This is a genomic window from Arenicella sp. 4NH20-0111 (genome assembly GCF_040366405.1).
Lineage (GTDB): Bacteria > Pseudomonadota > Gammaproteobacteria > Arenicellales > Arenicellaceae > Arenicella.
The window spans coordinates 651,527-668,246 of record NZ_BAABWF010000002.1 but is presented as its reverse complement, the minus strand read 5'-3'; the positions used below and the strand labels follow the sequence as shown (position 1 = coordinate 668,246).

Genomic DNA, 16,720 nt, shown 5'->3' with positions numbered 1-16,720 from the left:
TTCCCTAAACTATCTCTATTATAGATCAAGCAACCCTGACGATGACAAATAACACCCGCGTTTTAATAGTTGAAGACCATAAAGACATTGCAGAGATGCTCTATGACTATTTTGAAAGACGAGATTACGAACTCGATTACGCCAGTGATGGACGAGTCGGATTTAACTTGGCCAGCCAAAATGACTATGACGTCATACTGTTGGATTTGATGTTGCCACAGATGGACGGCTTAGATGTTTGTCGTAAACTACGTGAAGAATGTAGCAACTACACACCCATTCTAATGCTTACCGCCAGAGATACCTTAGATGACAAAGTCAAAGGCCTGGAAATGGGAGCCGATGATTATTTAGTTAAGCCGTTTGAAATACTTGAGCTAGAAGCGAGGATCAAGGCGTTAATGAGGCGCAAAGGTCAAGTAATGAAGCAAGAGTTGTTAGAGGTGGGCGATCTAAAATTGGATACTGGAACCTTGGATGTTGTGCGCGGCGACATGCCAATTTATCTTTCTCCTATCGGATTGAAAATCCTCACCATTTTAATGAAGGAATCCCCTAAAGTAGTGAGTCGCAACCAGCTGGAGCACGAGATATGGGGCGATATTCTGCCCGACAGTGACACATTACGAAGTCACATGTATAACTTGCGAAAGCAAATCGATAAACCGTTTGATCAGCCATTGCTCCAAACCATCCAATCAAGAGGCTATCGAATCGGAGACGCTCCTTAGTTTAAGCGGCAATAATAAAGACGCCTTTGCCTAAGCGGCATTATGCTTACATCGGCGGCTCAAGCTAAATAGAGGATATTCGGGATGAATAAAAACCGATCCAAGGACCAATCCACAATAAAAACCAAACTGGGTCAAAAAACGACTCTACAGGTCTGCTTAATTGGGTTGGTCGCAATTTTAAGTATCGGCTTTGCAAGTGTTGTTTTGGAACAATTTTTGGTTCGAGAGGCTCTCAAGGCGGAAGCAAAGCACTTCTGGGGAAACCTCGCCGTTGACCCAACCTTCCAAGTGCCTAACACATCAAACCTCAAAGGGTATCTTAAAGAGGTTGGCAGCAAATTAGAATTTCAAGGCTTACCTGAAAACAGTGCGTCACTGAATCCAGGATTTCATAAAATGCACGGCCAAACTGCGCATTCTCTTCTGTATATCAGTGAGCAAGAAGGCCAGCGACTGATTCTATTATTTGACGGCAAGAGCGTGTTACGACTCGCTGTCTTCTTTGGAGTTTTTCCTCTCACGCTGGTCCTGCTACTAATCTATATTACCGCGTGGTGGGTATATCGGGAATCAAGTAGCTTATTAAGCCCGATTGTCTGGCTGGCTAACAAGTTTGATAATTTTGATCCGGCGCATCCGGATGCTAGTTTGGACGATCTTACTGATATACCAGGAGATTCAGACTGGGAAGTAGAGAAGTTAGTCACTTCCTTTTCGTCTTACTCAAGAAGGATTCAACGTTTTGTCGAACGTGAGAGGGCCTTTACGCGGGATGCCAGTCATGAATTTCGTACGCCCCTTACAGTAATCAAGATGGCGTCAGATTTGTTGCTTTCCGAACAAGATCTAGATTCTTATTCAAAAAAGTTTGTTAAGAGAATTAAAGGCTCCGCGCGAGATATGGAGGAGCTAATCGATGCATTTCTAATATTGGCTAGAGAAACCGACAAAGAGTTTATTGATGAACACATTGTGGTTGCTGAGATCGTTGAACGAGAAATCAAAAGCGGACAGATTTACCTTGAGGATAAGCCTGTCGTCATAGAAGTAAACGAGCAATTTCCCTTGGAGCTTTATACTGCCAGAAAGGTCATGTCGATTGTGCTTGGCAATCTAATTAGAAATGCAATTTTGTACACCAATAAAGGTAAGGTTGAGATCATCATCACTGAATACTCCGTCGTCATTCGCGACACAGGCATTGGAATGAGTGAAGAGCAGATCAAAAAAATATTTCAACCATATTATCGAGCTGAACACGATAGTAAAACTAAGCGTAAGGGCTATGGTGTTGGCTTAACCATAGTCAAAAGATTGTCTAACCGATCTAACTGGGTGGTCAATGTCGAGAGTGAAATCGACATAGGGACTTCGATAGAAGTTATTTTTCTGGAAACTGTGTAAGCTAACGTAATAATTACATAACAAAGCGCTGAAATGGCTGGTAATGGGTGTGCGTCAAGCGCATAATCCGCGCTGTTAACCTAGCATCTAGCTTTATTATTAGGCTTAGTCATGAGTGATTCCAAATACGCAATACGTCCAAATAAGACTCAGATAAAACGCGAAGTTAAGGTCCTTAACGACCTTGGTAAAGAGCTAATCGAGTTAGCTCCAGCCTCGTTGAAAAAAGTGCCCCTTAGTGACACGATGTTGGTCGCTATCAAGGATGGTAAGAGATTTTCTCGTGGCGCGCTACAACGTCAGCTACGCCGAATTGCGTCATTAATGCAGCATGAGGATGTCGAGGCCATACAGCAAGAGCTCGCTCGCCAGAAACAGCCCAGCAAGCAACAAACTGCGGAATTTCACCAACTTGAACAATGGCGTGATCGCCTAATAGAAGGAGATGAAAAGCTATTGACTGACTTAATTGATCAATTTCCATCCACAGATCGGCAAAAAATTCGGCAATTGGTTAGAAACGCGGCGCTGGAACGAAAAAGGGAAAAACCGCCAAAATCGGCACGCGCACTTTTTAAGTATCTGTCTGAGCTGAAAAAGACCACGACCGATGAAGAAAGTGACTCAACCTAGTTGAGGAATATATCGGTTCCAACCTCATTTTAAGTATAAGCTCGACTCATCCCCCTTATTAAAACCTAGTTAACCAAAATTCAACACTATGTTTCAACACTTAGAGACCCTTCCAGCCGACCCTATTTTAGGACTAAACCAAACTTTTCTAAAAGACGATAATCCGGACAAGATTAATTTATCCGTTGGGGTTTATCAGAATGCGCAAGGGCAGACGCCAATATTTACGGCGGTAAAAAAAGCCGAGCAAGAGCTGATTGACGCTCAATTGACAAAGACATACGCTCCTCAGGCAGGTGATCCAACGTTTTTAAACCAGGTATCGCGACTTTTAATTGGCGACACTCTGGTCGATGAGCTCGGAGACCGACTTGAGGCCGTAATGACACCTGGTGGCTGTGGCGCTCTGCGCATGGGTGCAGAACTGTTGGTATCCACCGGTTTTAAAGGGAAAGTATGGGTTAGTGATCCAACCTGGGCTAATCATTTCCCATTATTGCAAAGTGCGGGTCTCTCTTTAACCACCTATCGCTACTACGATGAAGCCACCAATGGGGTTAACTTTGAGGCGATGATGGAGGATATTTCAAACATCCCAGAAGGGGACATAGTATTGCTTCACGGATGTTGCCATAACCCAACCGGTGCAGACATAAGCAGTGAGCAATGGGATCAAGTCATCAGCGTACTGCAAGAACGAAATTTGGTGCCATTCATAGACGTTGCATATCAAGGTTTTGGTGAAGGCTTAGATGAAGATGCTTACGGCGTCCGCACCGCGGTCTCTAAATTACCTGAAGTGCTGGTGGCGAACTCTTGTTCTAAAAATTTTGGAATGTACCGTGAACGTACCGGCGTAATAATGGTTGTTACGGAGAATGGTAGGCAAACTCAAGCTGCGAAGTCACATATTATGAGTGCTGCAAGACGCTGTTATAGCATGTCTCCTTATCATGGAGCTGGCGTGGTTGGCCACCTACTCAATAGCCCACAGCTAACGGCAGAATGGAAAAGCGAACTAAATAAGGTTAGAGAAAGAATGAACCGCTTGCGAGTTGGGTTAGCTGAAGGACTAAATGCCGCTCAATCAAGAATTAATTTTGATTTTGTTTCTCGTAGTAATGGAATGTTTTGCTACCTTGGAATTCCACAAGCAGATGTGCTGACTTTGCGTTCAGAATACGGCATATACCTGTTGGAGAGCACGCGCATTAATGTCGCGGGCTTGTCTGAAGATAACCTCCCTGTTATTGTCGAGCGCGTAACTGAGGTACTAACCAGGTAGTAATTGGTGCCTCTTATTTTGAAACCAAACATATAATAATAAGAGGCACTTTTATGGCCGCAAGAGGAGAGTTCAGCTCGCGCATGGCGTTTGTGCTAGCTGCATCAGGTTCTGCAATTGGATTGGGCAATATTTGGGGATTTCCGATCAAAGTTGCATCAAATGGCGGAGGCGCTTTCGTCTTCACTTACGTTGTTCTTACGTTTTTACTCGCTTACCCTATTTTAATGGCCGAGCTCATTATCGGGAGGCATGCAAAATCAGACACCGTGACCTCTTTGGTTAAAATTAGTGGTTCAAGCACCAAACCATTGGCGTTTTTGACTGGGTATTGGGGAATACTGACTGCCAGTTTAATTCTAAGCTTCTACGCGATCGTCGCGGGTTGGATGATTGCGTTTGGACTGGGTTCAGCGGCTGAATTGCTTGGGATGAATGAATTTAAGGAGTGGCTAACGAGCTTCTCTCTTTATAGAAATCTCATTTTCGTTTCACTTTTCTATATTCTAACCATTGGCATCGTAGCTAATGGCGTGGCTTCGGGTATTGAGAAGTGGTCTACGCGCCTAATGCCAATGCTAATAGTGTTAATACTGGCACTTATCGCGTATATTTCGACTCAAAATGGTGCTGCTGAAGGCTGGAGAGTGTATTTACAACCCGATTTTAGTCGAATCTTAAATCCTGATTTGTTGATCAGTGCCTTAGGTCAAGCGTTTTTCTCTCTCTCGCTTGGTGTTGGCACCATGATGGTTTATGGAAGTTACATCAGTAAGTCTGAAAACCTTCCTAAACTTGGTGCTACCGTTGCGTTGATGGATATTGGCATTGCATTTATGGCAGGGCTTCTGGTCATTCCTGCAATGTACGTAGCACAAGCCAATGGCGTAACTATTTACAACGAGGCCGGTGCATTGATCGATAGTGATGGTTTGATCTTCACTGTATTACCGGCGCTATTCAAAACCATGGGGTTTGCTGGCATCATTGTCTCACTGTTGTTTTTCACCTTAATGACCATCGCCGCCGTAACGTCTTCGATCTCAATGCTAGAAGTTCCAGTGTCACACGCGCAAGAATCTCATGGCATGTCTAGAAAGTCCGCATCGTGGGCTGTCGGAACAGCCATTTTAGCAACCAGTATCATTATTGTATTTAACTTCGGAACACTGTTCGGATTGGTGATAGACCTTACAACAAAATACAGTGAGCCTTTAATTGGAATCCTATTCTGTATATTTGCTGGCTGGGTATGGCAACGCGACTCAATGCTGAAGGAGCTTGAACAGGGTAGCCCAGATATGCAAAACACGTTGTTTTGGAAAATCTGGCCTACCTACGTGAAAGTGGTTTGTCCGGTGATCGTACTAGCCGTGTTTATGCATAGTTTTGGGCTACTGAACTTCTAAACACTTTTAGCTTTTCAGCTAATCGCGTAAGGGCTGTGTCGGTTGTTTCCCAATCGATACAGCCATCGGTAATAGACTTGCCGTACTCGAGTAGAGACTTATCGTCGGTCAGCTTTTGGCTACCGGCTTTTAAATGGCTCTCGAGCATGACCCCCATAATACTTTGGTTGCCTTCGAGAATTTGTTGGCCAATATTGTCTAGCACTAATGGTTGTAATTCAGGGTCTTTATTGGAATTCGCATGACTGCAATCAACCATAATGTTTTCAGCCAGCCCTTTGGTTCGTAGCTCTCGCTCAGAGAGACGAACATTGACCGAGTCGTAGTTTGGCTTGCCGCCACCACCTCTCAGTACAATATGCGCGTATTTATTGCCTGAGGAACGCACGATCGACACCTTTCCATCCCCATCAATGCCCAAAAACCGATGACCACTACTAACGCTTTCCAGCGCATTAATGGCGACACCAAGAGAGCCATCTGTCCCATTTTTAAATCCAATTGGAACCGACAATCCACTGGCCATTTCCCTGTGAGTTTGAGACTCTGTAGTACGCGCACCAATAGCAGACCAAGCTATTAAATCTTGCATATACTGTGGCGAGATAGGGTCCAATGCTTCGTTAGCAATGGGTAATCCCAATTGGTTGATTTTTAGCATCAATTGACGACCTATCGCCATTCCTTTTTCTACTTGAAAAGTTCCGTCTAAGTAGGGATCATTAATCAAGCCTTTCCAACCCACAGTGGTACGAGGCTTTTCAAAGTAAACTCTCATCACAATAAAAAGCTGGTCCTCTACAGTTTTGGAAAACTTGGCCAACCTTTTAGCGTATTCAATCGCGGCAGTAGTATCGTGCACAGAGCAGGGACCAACGACGACCATCAGCCGTTTGTCTTTGCGATCAAGTATGTTGCGAATGATAGATCTAGAGCGCTCGACATGCGCTTCAATTTCTGGAGTTATGGGAAACTGCGCTTTAAACTCGTTAGGGGTTACCAGTCTATCGAGGCTGGTTATATTGGTATTTTCGAGGGACATTCGAGTGCTTTGGGTAGTAATTACTGTTAAATCAATAGACCGATTTAAACACATAACAATGACTTAGAGTACGAACAAATTGCTCGAAAGCACTTAATTTCCATAAACCCGTTTATAAAGTCGGGCTTGAACTCACTAAAGCTAGTCGTCAGAGGGGTGAATGGCCACTTTGACGAGTATGGTTAACGAAATCCCCCAAGCGACTGCCAAAGCGCCTGATACCAAAGGCACGCTTGCCGTATATTCCACCGCACCTAACTTGATGCCTGCAAAATAAGTTAACGGAGCAGCAATAGCGCCTGTAACGGCGGGCAGAGCTGGGTGGGCCTTGAGCCACTTTAATGAATGATTCACGGTCAGCGCAAAACCAACCCAAAGAACAATTATCCATCCCGGCGCCAAAGCGGAAAAAGGGCGTTTTTCAGTGAAATCCATTAGACCGAATTGAACCCACATGGTGTCTACCAGAACGCCTAAGAAAACACTTAAAAACACGAGTTTTAGATCGGTAGGGTGTCGATTTTTGGGCGCCAGTTGATAGACAGCTAAAACCAAACAACTCAGTAGTGCGGGCCATACTAGTTGTTTGGAGCTGCCAACCACACACGCTAACCAAACGCCATTGAACAGCATGGCGTTGACGAACACGTTCACTCGGAACATGCTTTTTATCACCTCAATCATCGATTACTCCGCACCAGCTTGCTTTCTAAATAGGATCTGTCCGACGCTGGTCGCTCTCTCATCAAATGCGCCCTCGCAATAACACAGATAAAATTCCCACATTCGTTGAAATTGTTCGTCGTACCCACGCTGCTTAATGGTCTCTATATGTTGATAGAATAGTTTTCTCCAATCCCGTAATGTCTGCGCGTAGCTCAAACCCATGTCGTGTAAATCTTCTATCATTAGACGGTTTCGTGCGGCATTTTCCGTGATCACTCGATAACAAGGCATAAAGCCACCTGGGAATATGTACCTTTTGATAAAATCAACGCGAGTTAAAGCGGCTTCGTACTCTGAATCATCGATAACGATCGCTTGAATAAGAGCCTTCCCATCTTTCTTAAGAAGTGAATTGATCTTCCTAAAATACACATCCAAATATTGATGCCCTATTGCTTCAATCATTTCAATAGAAACCAGCTTGTCAAATTGGCCTTCTATGTCTCGGTAGTCTTGCAATTTTACGCTGACAAGATGCTCTAAATTCTCCTTCTTAACCGCTTTGATGGCTTCTGAATATTGCTCCTGAGATATGGTAACGGTGGTAATTCTGCAGCCAGTTGTCTTAGCTGCATAACAGGCAAAGCCCCCCCAACCGGACCCAATTTCGATCAGGTGATCGGCTTCATCTAGGTCCAAGGCATCGCATATTCTTTGTAACTTTCTATCCGACGCTTTCTGTAAATTATCGCCTGCGCTATAAAGTGCAGATGAGTACATCATTCTATCATCCAAAAAGAGCCTGAAGAAATCATTTCCAAGGTCGTAATGGGCCGCGATATTCCTTTTCGAGCCACTGCGTGTATTTCTATTTTGGGCATGCCAGCAGCGATATGCAAACTGAGCAAATTTAGCAAAACCCGAATCCATTTTTTGTAGTACCAATCGATTGCGAACAAAAATGCGAATCAACTCAGTTAAGCGATTCGTTGTCCACAATCCATCGATAAAGGCTTGCCCGCAACCATTGGCGCCTCCCAGTGCTATTTGAGTATACGTGCTGATATCCCCAACATGAATATGACATTGAAGTTCTGCAGTTTCATCTCCCAAAACGAGCGTGCCTTGAGGATCTACAAGTGTGATTTTACCGCCTTTTAAGGAACCTAATAGTGACGTGAACCGAGCTCTGAAGAACCTTGCTATTGCCGCTGATGCCGTGTTGGTCGCGCTCGATTGCGCGTTAACAAAACTGTGAGCAAACATTGACGGCAGGGATTCAATCTTCTCAAATTGACTCGCGTTAAAGTGAGGGGGAAGGTTATCAAGCAGCATCTCTTTCAACTCATCTTTAGTGCTGCTTTCTGGGGTCTGAACAGTGGTGGTCATGATCGAAGTGTGGTCTATTTATTTTATTTTACTTTGGTGGGATGCTGTTGATTGTTTAGTGGAAAGAGGGTGCTTATAAAATGGAACACGCTTTACCCAAAGCTTAAGCGCTTGCCAATAGATGCCCAAGACGACTTTTACACACATCAAGGGAAATCGAAATGGAAGCAGATTGGCCGCGCGCCTGTCTAAATTTCTGCCCTTTAAGTTGAGCGTTGCATTGAATATTTTGCGGTTCTTTTCAAGCAAATTCATGCTTATCACAATTTGATTCTCAGAGAGTGTGTAACGCCATAGATACTCAATTTCCATAGGCATAAACGGAGACACATGAAATTCTTTATCAAAGGTGGCAGTATAGCTTGCCTCCGGGTGACCCTCGCTGAATTCGTCAAGCTGATGAACGTAACAAAAACGTTCTCCCCAAGGTGTGTTATGAATTTCGCTGATAAAAAACACGAGTTTTTCGTCCTCGTAACAAGCAAAGAAGCTGACAGGGTTATAGCAATGCCCCCAGTAGGCTAAGTTTGCTAGCAAATAGACTTCGCCAGAAAATTCTTTATTAGTTTGTTTGTTAATAACGTTACAAACCTCGTCGTACAAAGACACACCACTGGGTAAGTAATTGTTTCGATCATAGCGAACTAGGTTAAATCTGCGAGAAGACCAAAAGCGACTGATGTCATCAATAAGTTCCGGCCTGCGTACGTTCATCCAAAGTTGAAACACCTTATAGTCAAATTTATGCGGTACGGGAGTCGCTCGATGGTGACTCAAATGGCCTTCGTACAACCTAACGTCGCTAATCGTCACTTAATCCTCTCTGCTCAAACGTTCGCTTTTCAAAGTCCTTTCTTAGTCGCTTACAGCTCTCAAAGGCGCTCTTGGCGCCATCTTCATGAAAGCCCCAGCCCCAATACGCGCCAACGTAATACGTATTTTGACCACCATTTATTTCTGGGAGTCTCGATTGTGCACTCACGCTTTTTGCCGTAAAAATTGGATGGCTGTAATGCCGTTCAGTCAAAATACTAGCACGAGAAATCTTCTTATAACCGTTCAGTGTTGTAAATACATTAGTGCTTATCGGTAACCGCTGCAATGAATTCATCCAGTAATTCGCTGTACAGCAATTCAAAGAATTTTCATTGCCAACGGTGGGAACCTCGGTATTCCAACTAGCCCATGATTGCCTATTTGTGCTCATGATCGATTCATCGGTGTGAACTACCACGTGATTTCTTTCAAAGAGAATTGAACCCAAAATATCCGCTTCGGCTTCAGTTGGGTTGTCCAAAAGTGCTAATGAGACATCGGCGTGTGTGGCCAAAATGACCGCATCAAATTCATACATTCCGCCAGAATCAGTGTGAATTTTCACGTCATTATCGGTTCTCTCTACTCTCGTGACAGCGTCGCCAATTAGGAAATTGCACTTTAAGTGGCTAAGTAATGCTTCAACATAACTTGAGGAGCCATTTTTAATCACCTTCCATTGAGGACGTCCAATGATCTTCATTAGTCCGTGCCGCGAAAAAAAATCGACTAGGTGTCGGATGGGGAATTTCTCTACTTGTGTCGTGTTAGTAGACCATAGAGCGCTAATCATTGGGAGCAAATGATCGTGCTTAAATGAACGGCTGTAGTTATTGGCGTTTAAGTACTCGCTAACGCTTTCTGAGCGACTGTAGTTATCTTCCAAAACCTCAGTAGACTGACGATAAAAGCGCAGAATATCGTAGATCATTCTCCAAAATCGCGGACGGAATAAGTTTCGGCGGTCGCAAAATAGTTTATTGGGGTTAGTCGAATTATACAATAAACCCGTGTCGTCATTTCTGGCTGAAAAGCTCATGTCAGTAGGTTGTGACTCTACGCCCAAATTTTCTAACATGGTTGAAAAATGGGGGTAGTACTGCGGGCAAAAAATAATGAACCCACTGTCTACTCGAACTTCGTTACCATCGATTTCAAAATGATGCGTGTCAGTATGGCCGCCAACGTAGTCGGCTTTTTCAAAGACGGTAACGTCATGGTCTTCGTGCAAGTGATAGGCTGAGCTTAATCCAGAGACTCCAGCTCCGATAATCGCAACCCTGCGTGTGGTTGATACATCTTTATTAGTGTGTACTCGGTTCATCATAAAATTATTGTTAAATTCAATCTCTCAGTGCGGGGATTGAACGGGCAATTGAGTGCTTAGTGGGGTTGCGTAATTTTTCTCTGGTTTATAGTTTATTCGCTTAGATGGTTAATCTTGTGAAGTAGGGTTTCAATCACTTAAATAGTTGGCAATATTTATTTCACTAAGCATGGTTCACCAGTATCATAACTACAGACGCTTCAGCAAGCCTTCTAGGCAACGGTACGTTGAATACAACAATGACATGAAGTTTGGAATGGAAAATTGATTTTGTGAAAGCTAGCAACAAGCAATCGATAGGTTTCTATCTATTATCTATACTTTTTACTTTAACTAGTTCTTCTATCCAGAAACGGAAACCGAATTGAACCCCACTACACGATCTCGAAAAAGCAGGTTTATGAAGCTCATCACACTATTGTTCTCACTGTCAGCGCTTTGTTGGGTACCCGTCGTGACGGCCAAAGTACCAAACGCCGTTGGTGACTATAAGCTCGATTGCAATGAAACCTTTAGTTGCCCAGCATCTCTGATGCCAAGAGTGGCATTCTGGATTGAAGTGTTCAGTAGGTGGGACACCAATACAGCCATTTTCCATGACAAGAACAACCCACATCGTGTGTTTTCAACCGTTAAGCGAAAAGAAGGCTGTCGCCGCAGCCGCAAAGGAGACTCCATAGATCGTGAGCGAAAACGATTGAAAAAAACCTTGTCTTCGCTTGCAACTAAGTTGAAAGGCAAACGAAATCTCACACGTACCGAAGAATCATTGAGAAGTTTGTTTCAAGATGCGCCTATATCGTCGATCTCTCAAGCTTCGGAAAACATACGTTGTCAGTCTGGCAATAGAAATAGAATGAGGACGGCTTTATCTCAGTTTATGACTTATCAACCCGTCATTCTTGACGCGTTACACGGTCAAAGCTTAACGCCAGAACTTCAGTACCTTCCCTTTGTTGAATCGGCGTTTGATCCTAAGGCACTGTCACACGTCGGTGCTGCTGGACTTTGGCAAATCATGCCAAGCACTGGTCGCACTTTGGGCTTGACTGTAAACAGCCGGGTCGATGAGCGATACGATCCTAGAGCGGCGACTTACGCTGCCGCTAAGTATTTTAGAAACAGCGTAGACAACCTCTCTGAAACCGCATTTGAAAATGGATTCACTGTCGTCAATAAGGATCTAAATCCGTTTGTAATCACCTCTTATAACTACGGTGTGAGAGGGATGGAGAGAGCCATAAAACAAGTGGGGCTGGATTATGAAAAGCTATTGAAAGAGTATCGATCTCCAAGCTTTCAAACTGCCGTAAAAAACTTCTACGCCAGTTTTTTAGCTGCTCGCCATGTCGCCAAAAATTCCAATCGATTTTTTGGGGAGATAAAACCCGATAATTCAGTCAGTTTGCACTCTTACAACACCATTGCACTAAAGAGAGCAACATCAATAAAACGTCTATCGAAGCAAACAAACGTTTCAATTGAACGGCTCAAAATCTTTAACCCTGCGCTCAACAAGGTGGTTTGGAAACATAAAGCGTTGGTGCCCAAAGGATTCAAACTAAAACTGCCATTCACCGAAGAGGGCTGGACCACGAAAATGGCAAGTGTCTATTCTCTACCGGCCGAAAAGGAGGAGCCTGGGTTTGTCTGGCATAAGGTAAGACGCGGACAAACAGCGTGCGGAATAGCAGAAAAGTACAGAGCATCTTGCCGCGCGCTGCGGAGGTTGAATGGGCTAAATCGAAAAGCCACCATTTACGTAGGTAAACGAATAAAAGTCCCCACTCGCACCGCTGGCATAAGCGTCGCAAAAAGCAAGGCGACTGACCGTGCCCCGGCTATTATTCCAAATTTGCAGTCTACTTCATCCGCCCCCCCAAAAACGGTATCGATGACACGATATAGGGTTAAACCCGGCGACTCGGCCTGTTCCATCGCTAGAAATTTTGACATGAAATGCAATGAGCTACTCGCAATAAATGGATTAACACGACAAAGTGTGATCAGAGTAGGCCAACGACTTTCCGTATCCGCTAGTAATAGTTGGCATACCGTAAGAAGAGGTCAAAGTGCGTGCCAGATAGCAGAGTCATACCGTGTGAAATGCAGTTTGCTACTGGATGCAAATCGACTCAGACGATCGGATACCATTCAGGTTGGGCAACGGTTAAGAGTTCCTACGCAGAGATACTAGCCAATTAGTAGATTACTTAAAGGAGAATACACTTAATAACATCGCTGAATGTTAATAAGTTGCCTTAGCCTATAGGCTTGGAGCTATCTAATTGTTAGACTCCTGCCCACAATAAAGACACACTGTCGCCTTCGGCTTTTTAAACGAAAGTTTGATGATTGGTTTCCACGAACCTTTCAGATTAAAATCAAAGCCCACTTTGCCAACACCAGAGTGATCAAGCGACAGAGAAAAAAGACACGTGTCAATACAACTTCTTTAACTCAATAAAATCGCTAATATGACCACGAAAAATCAAGCATTAGCGGCTTGGGTACAGGACGTCGCGACTCTAACGCGCCCACAAAGTATTGTGTGGTGTGACGGAAGCGATGAGGAATACGATCGCATGGTGAGCCTAATGCAAGAGCAGGGCACACTTTCGCCGTTGAATTCCGAAACACACCCAAACTGTTATCTACACCTGTCCGACCCTCAAGATGTTGCTCGGGTAGAACACCTCACGTATATATGCACTTCTGAGGAAGAAGATGCTGGCGCAAATAACAACTGGCTTGCACCGGAAGAAGCCAAGGCAAAAATGGAAGGCCTTTATGATGGCTGCATGGACGGCAGAACCATGTACGTAGTGCCATACTGCATGGGGCCGGTAAAATCACCGTATTCACGTTGCGGAGTGGAGATCACGGATAGTCCATACGTAGTGATCAATATGAAACTCATGACTCGTATGGGCACTCTGGCGCTTAAGCGAATTGAGCAAGAAGGATCCTTCGTCAAAGGGCTTCATTCTACCGGTGAGTTGGACCCTAATCGACGATTCATCATGCACTTCCCTGAGGAGCTGAGCATTATGAGCTATGGTTCCGGTTATGGCGGCAACGCGCTATTAGGCAAGAAATGCCACGCTTTGAGAATCGCCAGCTGGCAAGCCCGTAAGGAAGGGTGGCTCGCAGAGCATATGCTAATTTTGGGTCTCGAAAGCCCCGAAGGAGAGACGCATTACATCGCTGCGGCGTTTCCATCAGCCTGTGGTAAGACTAACTTGGCGATGCTAATACCGCCAGAAAAGTACAAAGACTGGAAGATTTGGACTTTAGGTGATGACATTGCATGGCTACATATGGACGACCAAGGTCAACTTCGGGCAATCAACCCTGAAGCAGGCTATTTTGGTGTAGTGCCAGGAACAAACGCAAAAACAAATCGAAATGCGTATGAGATGATCCAACAAAATACAATATTCACCAATGTTGGAACAACCGCTGACAATCAACCTTGGTGGGAAGATAAAAAACAAGGAGAACCAGCCTCTGATTGGAAAGGTAACCCTTACTCATCCGAGTCGGGTCCAGCCGCACATCCAAATTCTCGCTTTACGGTCTCGGCAACTGAAAATACGGCGTACTCTTCTTTGGCTGAAGCCCCTGAAGGCGTGCCAATCTCGGCGATTGTTTTCGGTGGACGTAGAAAGGAATTGGCTCCACTAGTCTATGAGGCCAAGTCCTGGGATCATGGTGTGTTAATTGGTGCAGGCGTCGCATCAGAAACAACGGCTGCAGCCACGGGCCAAGTCGGCGTTGTGAGGCGAGATCCGATGGCCATGAAGCCATTCTGCGGATACAACTTTGCGGATTATTGGTCACATTGGTTAAGTTTCTCGGAACGCACAGACAATCTACCTAAAATATTCCATGTGAACTGGTTTCGTCAGAATGATGACGGTGACTTTTTGTGGCCGGGCTTCGGTGAAAATCTTCGTGTGCTTCAATGGATGATCCAGCGTTGTAAAGGCGACGCCGATGCGGTTGAAACGGCGATAGGCTATCTTCCATCAGAACAGGGTATTGATGTCGCTGACTTAAATATAGATCCCGATGTATGGCAGTCACTTATCTCAATCAATGACGATCAATGGCGTCAAGAGATGAGTGATTTCGGGGACTACCTAGACAGTTTTGGCGACAGGCTTCCGGAAAAATTAAGGGAGCAACACAAAGCCGTCTCCGCTGCGTTGGGCTAATACCTTTATCGAAAAAGCGTAGCAAAGAAGCCCAAATTAACGGCCGTTAATTTGGGCTTTTCACTTCACCATCCAGCTAATGACGGGTAGGTGATACTAAGTGCCTTCATCTTGATTTGTATATCTTTATTGCTTCATTAAATTCTTCAGCAACTCTGGTTTCAAGGTCGATAGATGCGTCGCTTCGAATTCCCAGTTGTTTGATAGCGTCGGCATACCCTGCAGACTCAGCATCCAGTGCTTTTTCAGCCGTTAACAAACACTCTCTGAAATCCAGTAAATTGTCCTGATAGGCTTTAATTCGGGCCTTAGCCGATACCAATTCATCTTTGCTCGCAATGTTTCCATCGGGGATGATCGGCGTTCGGTTTGTGTGCACACAATTGGCACCCGGAACCCCTGAGGCTGATTCATTGACTGGGACTGTTGCCGCGCCAGTTTGGGCAAAAGAAGAAGCCTGCACGAGAGCTAGAAAGCTAAACGCGATCGACAGTGACACTGATTTGTTCATATTACTCATTTTCGTGAAAAGATAGATTTATGGTCATCAAGAAACTTAATTCCACTCTATTGTTATTCTTTCACGGCAAGCTTGTCAAACCGACAATGCGTTTGCTAAGTTAACTATTGATAAGAATTGCTTCTTAGATATTTAATGCATAAAAAAGCCCGTCTTGAAGACGGGCTTTTTAACCAAATGAAACGATATTCTAAAACTTTTTGAATATTTTCGCCTGCGGTGCTGATAACCCACCTTGCTGTGACGAAAAGTACGCTGAGAGCGCTTCGATATCTCTTATGGTCAATGTTTTTGCTTGGCCGCTCATGATCAAATTATTTCGATCGCCTGACCGATAATCTTTCAGTGCTTGCACCAAATAGCTATTGTATTGCCCTGCCAACTTTGGAAAAGCGCTTGTCGGAGCATCTCCAGTAGCACCATGACAGGCAGCACAAGATGCCGCTTTTTCTTTTCCTTTTGCAATCAAGGCATCACTCGATAGTCCTGGACGAGAATTACCATCCATCTCTGCAAAAAATGCGGCAATATCTGCCATATCAGAATCTGAAAGACTGGCAGCTTGAGCAACCATTGTGCCATGCTTACGTTCACCATTTTTATAGGCTTTTAGCGCAGAAACAATGTACTCAGCATGCTGGCCACCAATCATCGGAATATTGTAAACAGGACCAGGATTTCTGAGTCCAGGCGCTGCATGGCAACCCATACATGTTTGACCTAATTGGCTACCTTTTTCAGCATCGGCTGCGTGAACATTGGCTAGCCCCAGCATTGACGCGCTAGCAAACGCAATGATGTTAACAATATTCTTAATGCTAGACGTTCGGCACTTAGTCTGACTGTTTTTCTTCAACATATCTGGTCTATTCTTATTCGGTTAATTTTTCCCTAGTGCTGAGGACGTCTGACCGTCTGAGGCACCTAGTAAGACCAAAGGAGCAATGTCCTTGATCTATGCAAACTGCATTTAATTCCAGTTGCTCGGCAATGCAAAACAAGAAATCAGCACGCAACATCTTATCAATAAAATTAAAAGACTAATACAGCTAATAAAAATGCTAGCGCGACTTTAAGGAAGGTTGTACTTAAACACAAGACCTTTCACTGATATTTTCTATATTCTTGCGTATTAGATTGACTCATCTTTCAGTCTATAGCTGCGTAGGTGTGCGATCACTTAAAAACTTAGCTACAATAGTCAACACGTATCCGATCATTCTGTTTTAGCAGGAACTCCGCAAAACAATAACGATGTATGCTCACAACTAGTTT

Annotated in this window: 14 protein-coding genes; 7 read left to right on the top strand and 7 right to left on the bottom strand. The window is 44.3% G+C overall.

The window, feature by feature from the left end; all coding sequences use genetic code 11:
* The first annotated feature begins 41 nt into the window (after positions 1 to 41).
* From ABWW54_RS07010 to ABWW54_RS06990, 5 genes are all read left to right on the top strand, one after another.
* Positions 42 to 731, top strand: a complete 690-nt coding sequence (locus ABWW54_RS07010) for a response regulator transcription factor (protein ID WP_353411498.1) — start codon at positions 42 to 44, stop codon at positions 729 to 731.
* Positions 732 to 815: 84 nt separating this feature from the next.
* Positions 816 to 2,138, top strand: a complete 1,323-nt coding sequence (locus ABWW54_RS07005) for a sensor histidine kinase (protein ID WP_353411497.1) — start codon at positions 816 to 818, stop codon at positions 2,136 to 2,138.
* Positions 2,139 to 2,249: 111 nt separating this feature from the next.
* Positions 2,250 to 2,771, top strand: a complete 522-nt coding sequence (gene yjgA, locus ABWW54_RS07000) for a ribosome biogenesis factor YjgA (RefSeq protein WP_353411496.1) — start codon at positions 2,250 to 2,252, stop codon at positions 2,769 to 2,771.
* 88 nt (positions 2,772 to 2,859) lie between these two features.
* Entirely contained in the window at positions 2,860 to 4,056 is a 1,197-nt protein-coding gene (locus ABWW54_RS06995; RefSeq protein WP_353411495.1) for an amino acid aminotransferase, read from the top strand.
* A 53-nt stretch (positions 4,057 to 4,109) separates the two neighbouring features.
* A complete protein-coding gene (locus ABWW54_RS06990; protein WP_353411494.1) occupies positions 4,110 to 5,465 on the top strand; it encodes a sodium-dependent transporter in 1,356 nt (451 codons plus the stop codon).
* Here ABWW54_RS06990 and ABWW54_RS06985 read toward each other — a convergent pair.
* The 5 genes from ABWW54_RS06985 to ABWW54_RS06965 all read right to left on the bottom strand — a co-directional run bounded on the left by ABWW54_RS06985 (position 5,434) and on the right by ABWW54_RS06965 (position 10,705).
* Positions 5,434 to 6,507, bottom strand: coding sequence for a 3-deoxy-7-phosphoheptulonate synthase (locus ABWW54_RS06985; RefSeq protein WP_353411493.1), 1,074 nt, complete (start codon positions 6,505 to 6,507; stop codon positions 5,434 to 5,436). The genes ABWW54_RS06990 and ABWW54_RS06985 overlap by 32 nt on opposite strands.
* 141 nt (positions 6,508 to 6,648) lie before the next feature.
* Complete coding sequence (locus ABWW54_RS06980) at positions 6,649 to 7,191, bottom strand: DUF2878 domain-containing protein (protein WP_353411492.1); 543 nt, start codon at positions 7,189 to 7,191, stop codon at positions 6,649 to 6,651.
* A 3-nt stretch (positions 7,192 to 7,194) separates the two neighbouring features.
* Positions 7,195 to 8,562: a class I SAM-dependent methyltransferase gene (locus tag ABWW54_RS06975; RefSeq protein ID WP_353411491.1), complete on the bottom strand. Its 1,368-nt coding sequence runs from the start codon at positions 8,560 to 8,562 to the stop codon at positions 7,195 to 7,197.
* Between the two features lie 18 nt (positions 8,563 to 8,580).
* Positions 8,581 to 9,375, bottom strand: a complete 795-nt coding sequence (locus ABWW54_RS06970; protein ID WP_353411490.1) for a DUF1365 domain-containing protein — start codon at positions 9,373 to 9,375, stop codon at positions 8,581 to 8,583.
* The gene (locus ABWW54_RS06965; RefSeq protein WP_353411489.1) at positions 9,365 to 10,705 is read right to left on the bottom strand and encodes an NAD(P)/FAD-dependent oxidoreductase; all 1,341 of its coding nucleotides are present in this window, start codon (positions 10,703 to 10,705) and stop codon (positions 9,365 to 9,367) included. The genes ABWW54_RS06970 and ABWW54_RS06965 overlap by 11 nt, the downstream gene beginning before the upstream one ends.
* Positions 10,706 to 11,105: 400 nt before the next feature.
* Here ABWW54_RS06965 and ABWW54_RS06960 point away from each other — a divergent pair, with 400 nt between their 5' ends.
* Complete coding sequence (locus ABWW54_RS06960) at positions 11,106 to 12,902, top strand: LysM peptidoglycan-binding domain-containing protein (RefSeq protein WP_353411488.1); 1,797 nt, start codon at positions 11,106 to 11,108, stop codon at positions 12,900 to 12,902.
* Between the two features lie 280 nt (positions 12,903 to 13,182).
* Complete coding sequence (locus ABWW54_RS06955; RefSeq protein WP_353411486.1) at positions 13,183 to 14,925, top strand: phosphoenolpyruvate carboxykinase (GTP); 1,743 nt, start codon at positions 13,183 to 13,185, stop codon at positions 14,923 to 14,925.
* A 106-nt stretch (positions 14,926 to 15,031) separates the two neighbouring features.
* Here ABWW54_RS06955 and ABWW54_RS06950 read toward each other — a convergent pair whose 3' ends face one another.
* Together ABWW54_RS06950 and ABWW54_RS06945 are read right to left on the bottom strand one after the other, a co-directional pair.
* Complete coding sequence (locus ABWW54_RS06950) at positions 15,032 to 15,436, bottom strand: hypothetical protein (protein ID WP_353411485.1); 405 nt, start codon at positions 15,434 to 15,436, stop codon at positions 15,032 to 15,034.
* A gap of 199 nt (positions 15,437 to 15,635) precedes the next feature.
* Positions 15,636 to 16,304 (bottom strand): c-type cytochrome, encoded by a 669-nt coding sequence (locus tag ABWW54_RS06945; protein ID WP_353411484.1) that lies wholly within the window; start codon positions 16,302 to 16,304, stop codon positions 15,636 to 15,638.
* Positions 16,305 to 16,720: the final 416 nt, after the last annotated feature.

What these genes read in the sequence shown, in the direction of transcription:
- ABWW54_RS06990 (WP_353411494.1), top strand. Translation starts at nt 4,110, where the DNA reads ATGGCCGCAAGAGGAGAGTTCAGCTCGCGCATGGCGTTTGTGCTAGCT.
- ABWW54_RS07010 (WP_353411498.1), top strand. Translation starts at nt 42, where the DNA reads ATGACAAATAACACCCGCGTTTTAATAGTTGAAGACCATAAAGACATT.
- ABWW54_RS06950 (WP_353411485.1), bottom strand. Translation starts at nt 15,436, where the DNA reads ATGAACAAATCAGTGTCACTGTCGATCGCGTTTAGCTTTCTAGCTCTC.
- ABWW54_RS07005 (WP_353411497.1), top strand. Translation starts at nt 816, where the DNA reads ATGAATAAAAACCGATCCAAGGACCAATCCACAATAAAAACCAAACTG.
- ABWW54_RS06980 (WP_353411492.1), bottom strand. Translation starts at nt 7,191, where the DNA reads ATGATTGAGGTGATAAAAAGCATGTTCCGAGTGAACGTGTTCGTCAAC.
- ABWW54_RS06945 (WP_353411484.1), bottom strand. Translation starts at nt 16,304, where the DNA reads ATGTTGAAGAAAAACAGTCAGACTAAGTGCCGAACGTCTAGCATTAAG.
- ABWW54_RS06975 (WP_353411491.1), bottom strand. Translation starts at nt 8,562, where the DNA reads ATGACCACCACTGTTCAGACCCCAGAAAGCAGCACTAAAGATGAGTTG.
- ABWW54_RS06960 (WP_353411488.1), top strand. Translation starts at nt 11,106, where the DNA reads ATGAAGCTCATCACACTATTGTTCTCACTGTCAGCGCTTTGTTGGGTA.
- yjgA (WP_353411496.1), top strand. Translation starts at nt 2,250, where the DNA reads ATGAGTGATTCCAAATACGCAATACGTCCAAATAAGACTCAGATAAAA.
- ABWW54_RS06955 (WP_353411486.1), top strand. Translation starts at nt 13,183, where the DNA reads ATGACCACGAAAAATCAAGCATTAGCGGCTTGGGTACAGGACGTCGCG.
- ABWW54_RS06965 (WP_353411489.1), bottom strand. Translation starts at nt 10,705, where the DNA reads ATGATGAACCGAGTACACACTAATAAAGATGTATCAACCACACGCAGG.
- ABWW54_RS06995 (WP_353411495.1), top strand. Translation starts at nt 2,860, where the DNA reads ATGTTTCAACACTTAGAGACCCTTCCAGCCGACCCTATTTTAGGACTA.
- ABWW54_RS06985 (WP_353411493.1), bottom strand. Translation starts at nt 6,507, where the DNA reads ATGTCCCTCGAAAATACCAATATAACCAGCCTCGATAGACTGGTAACC.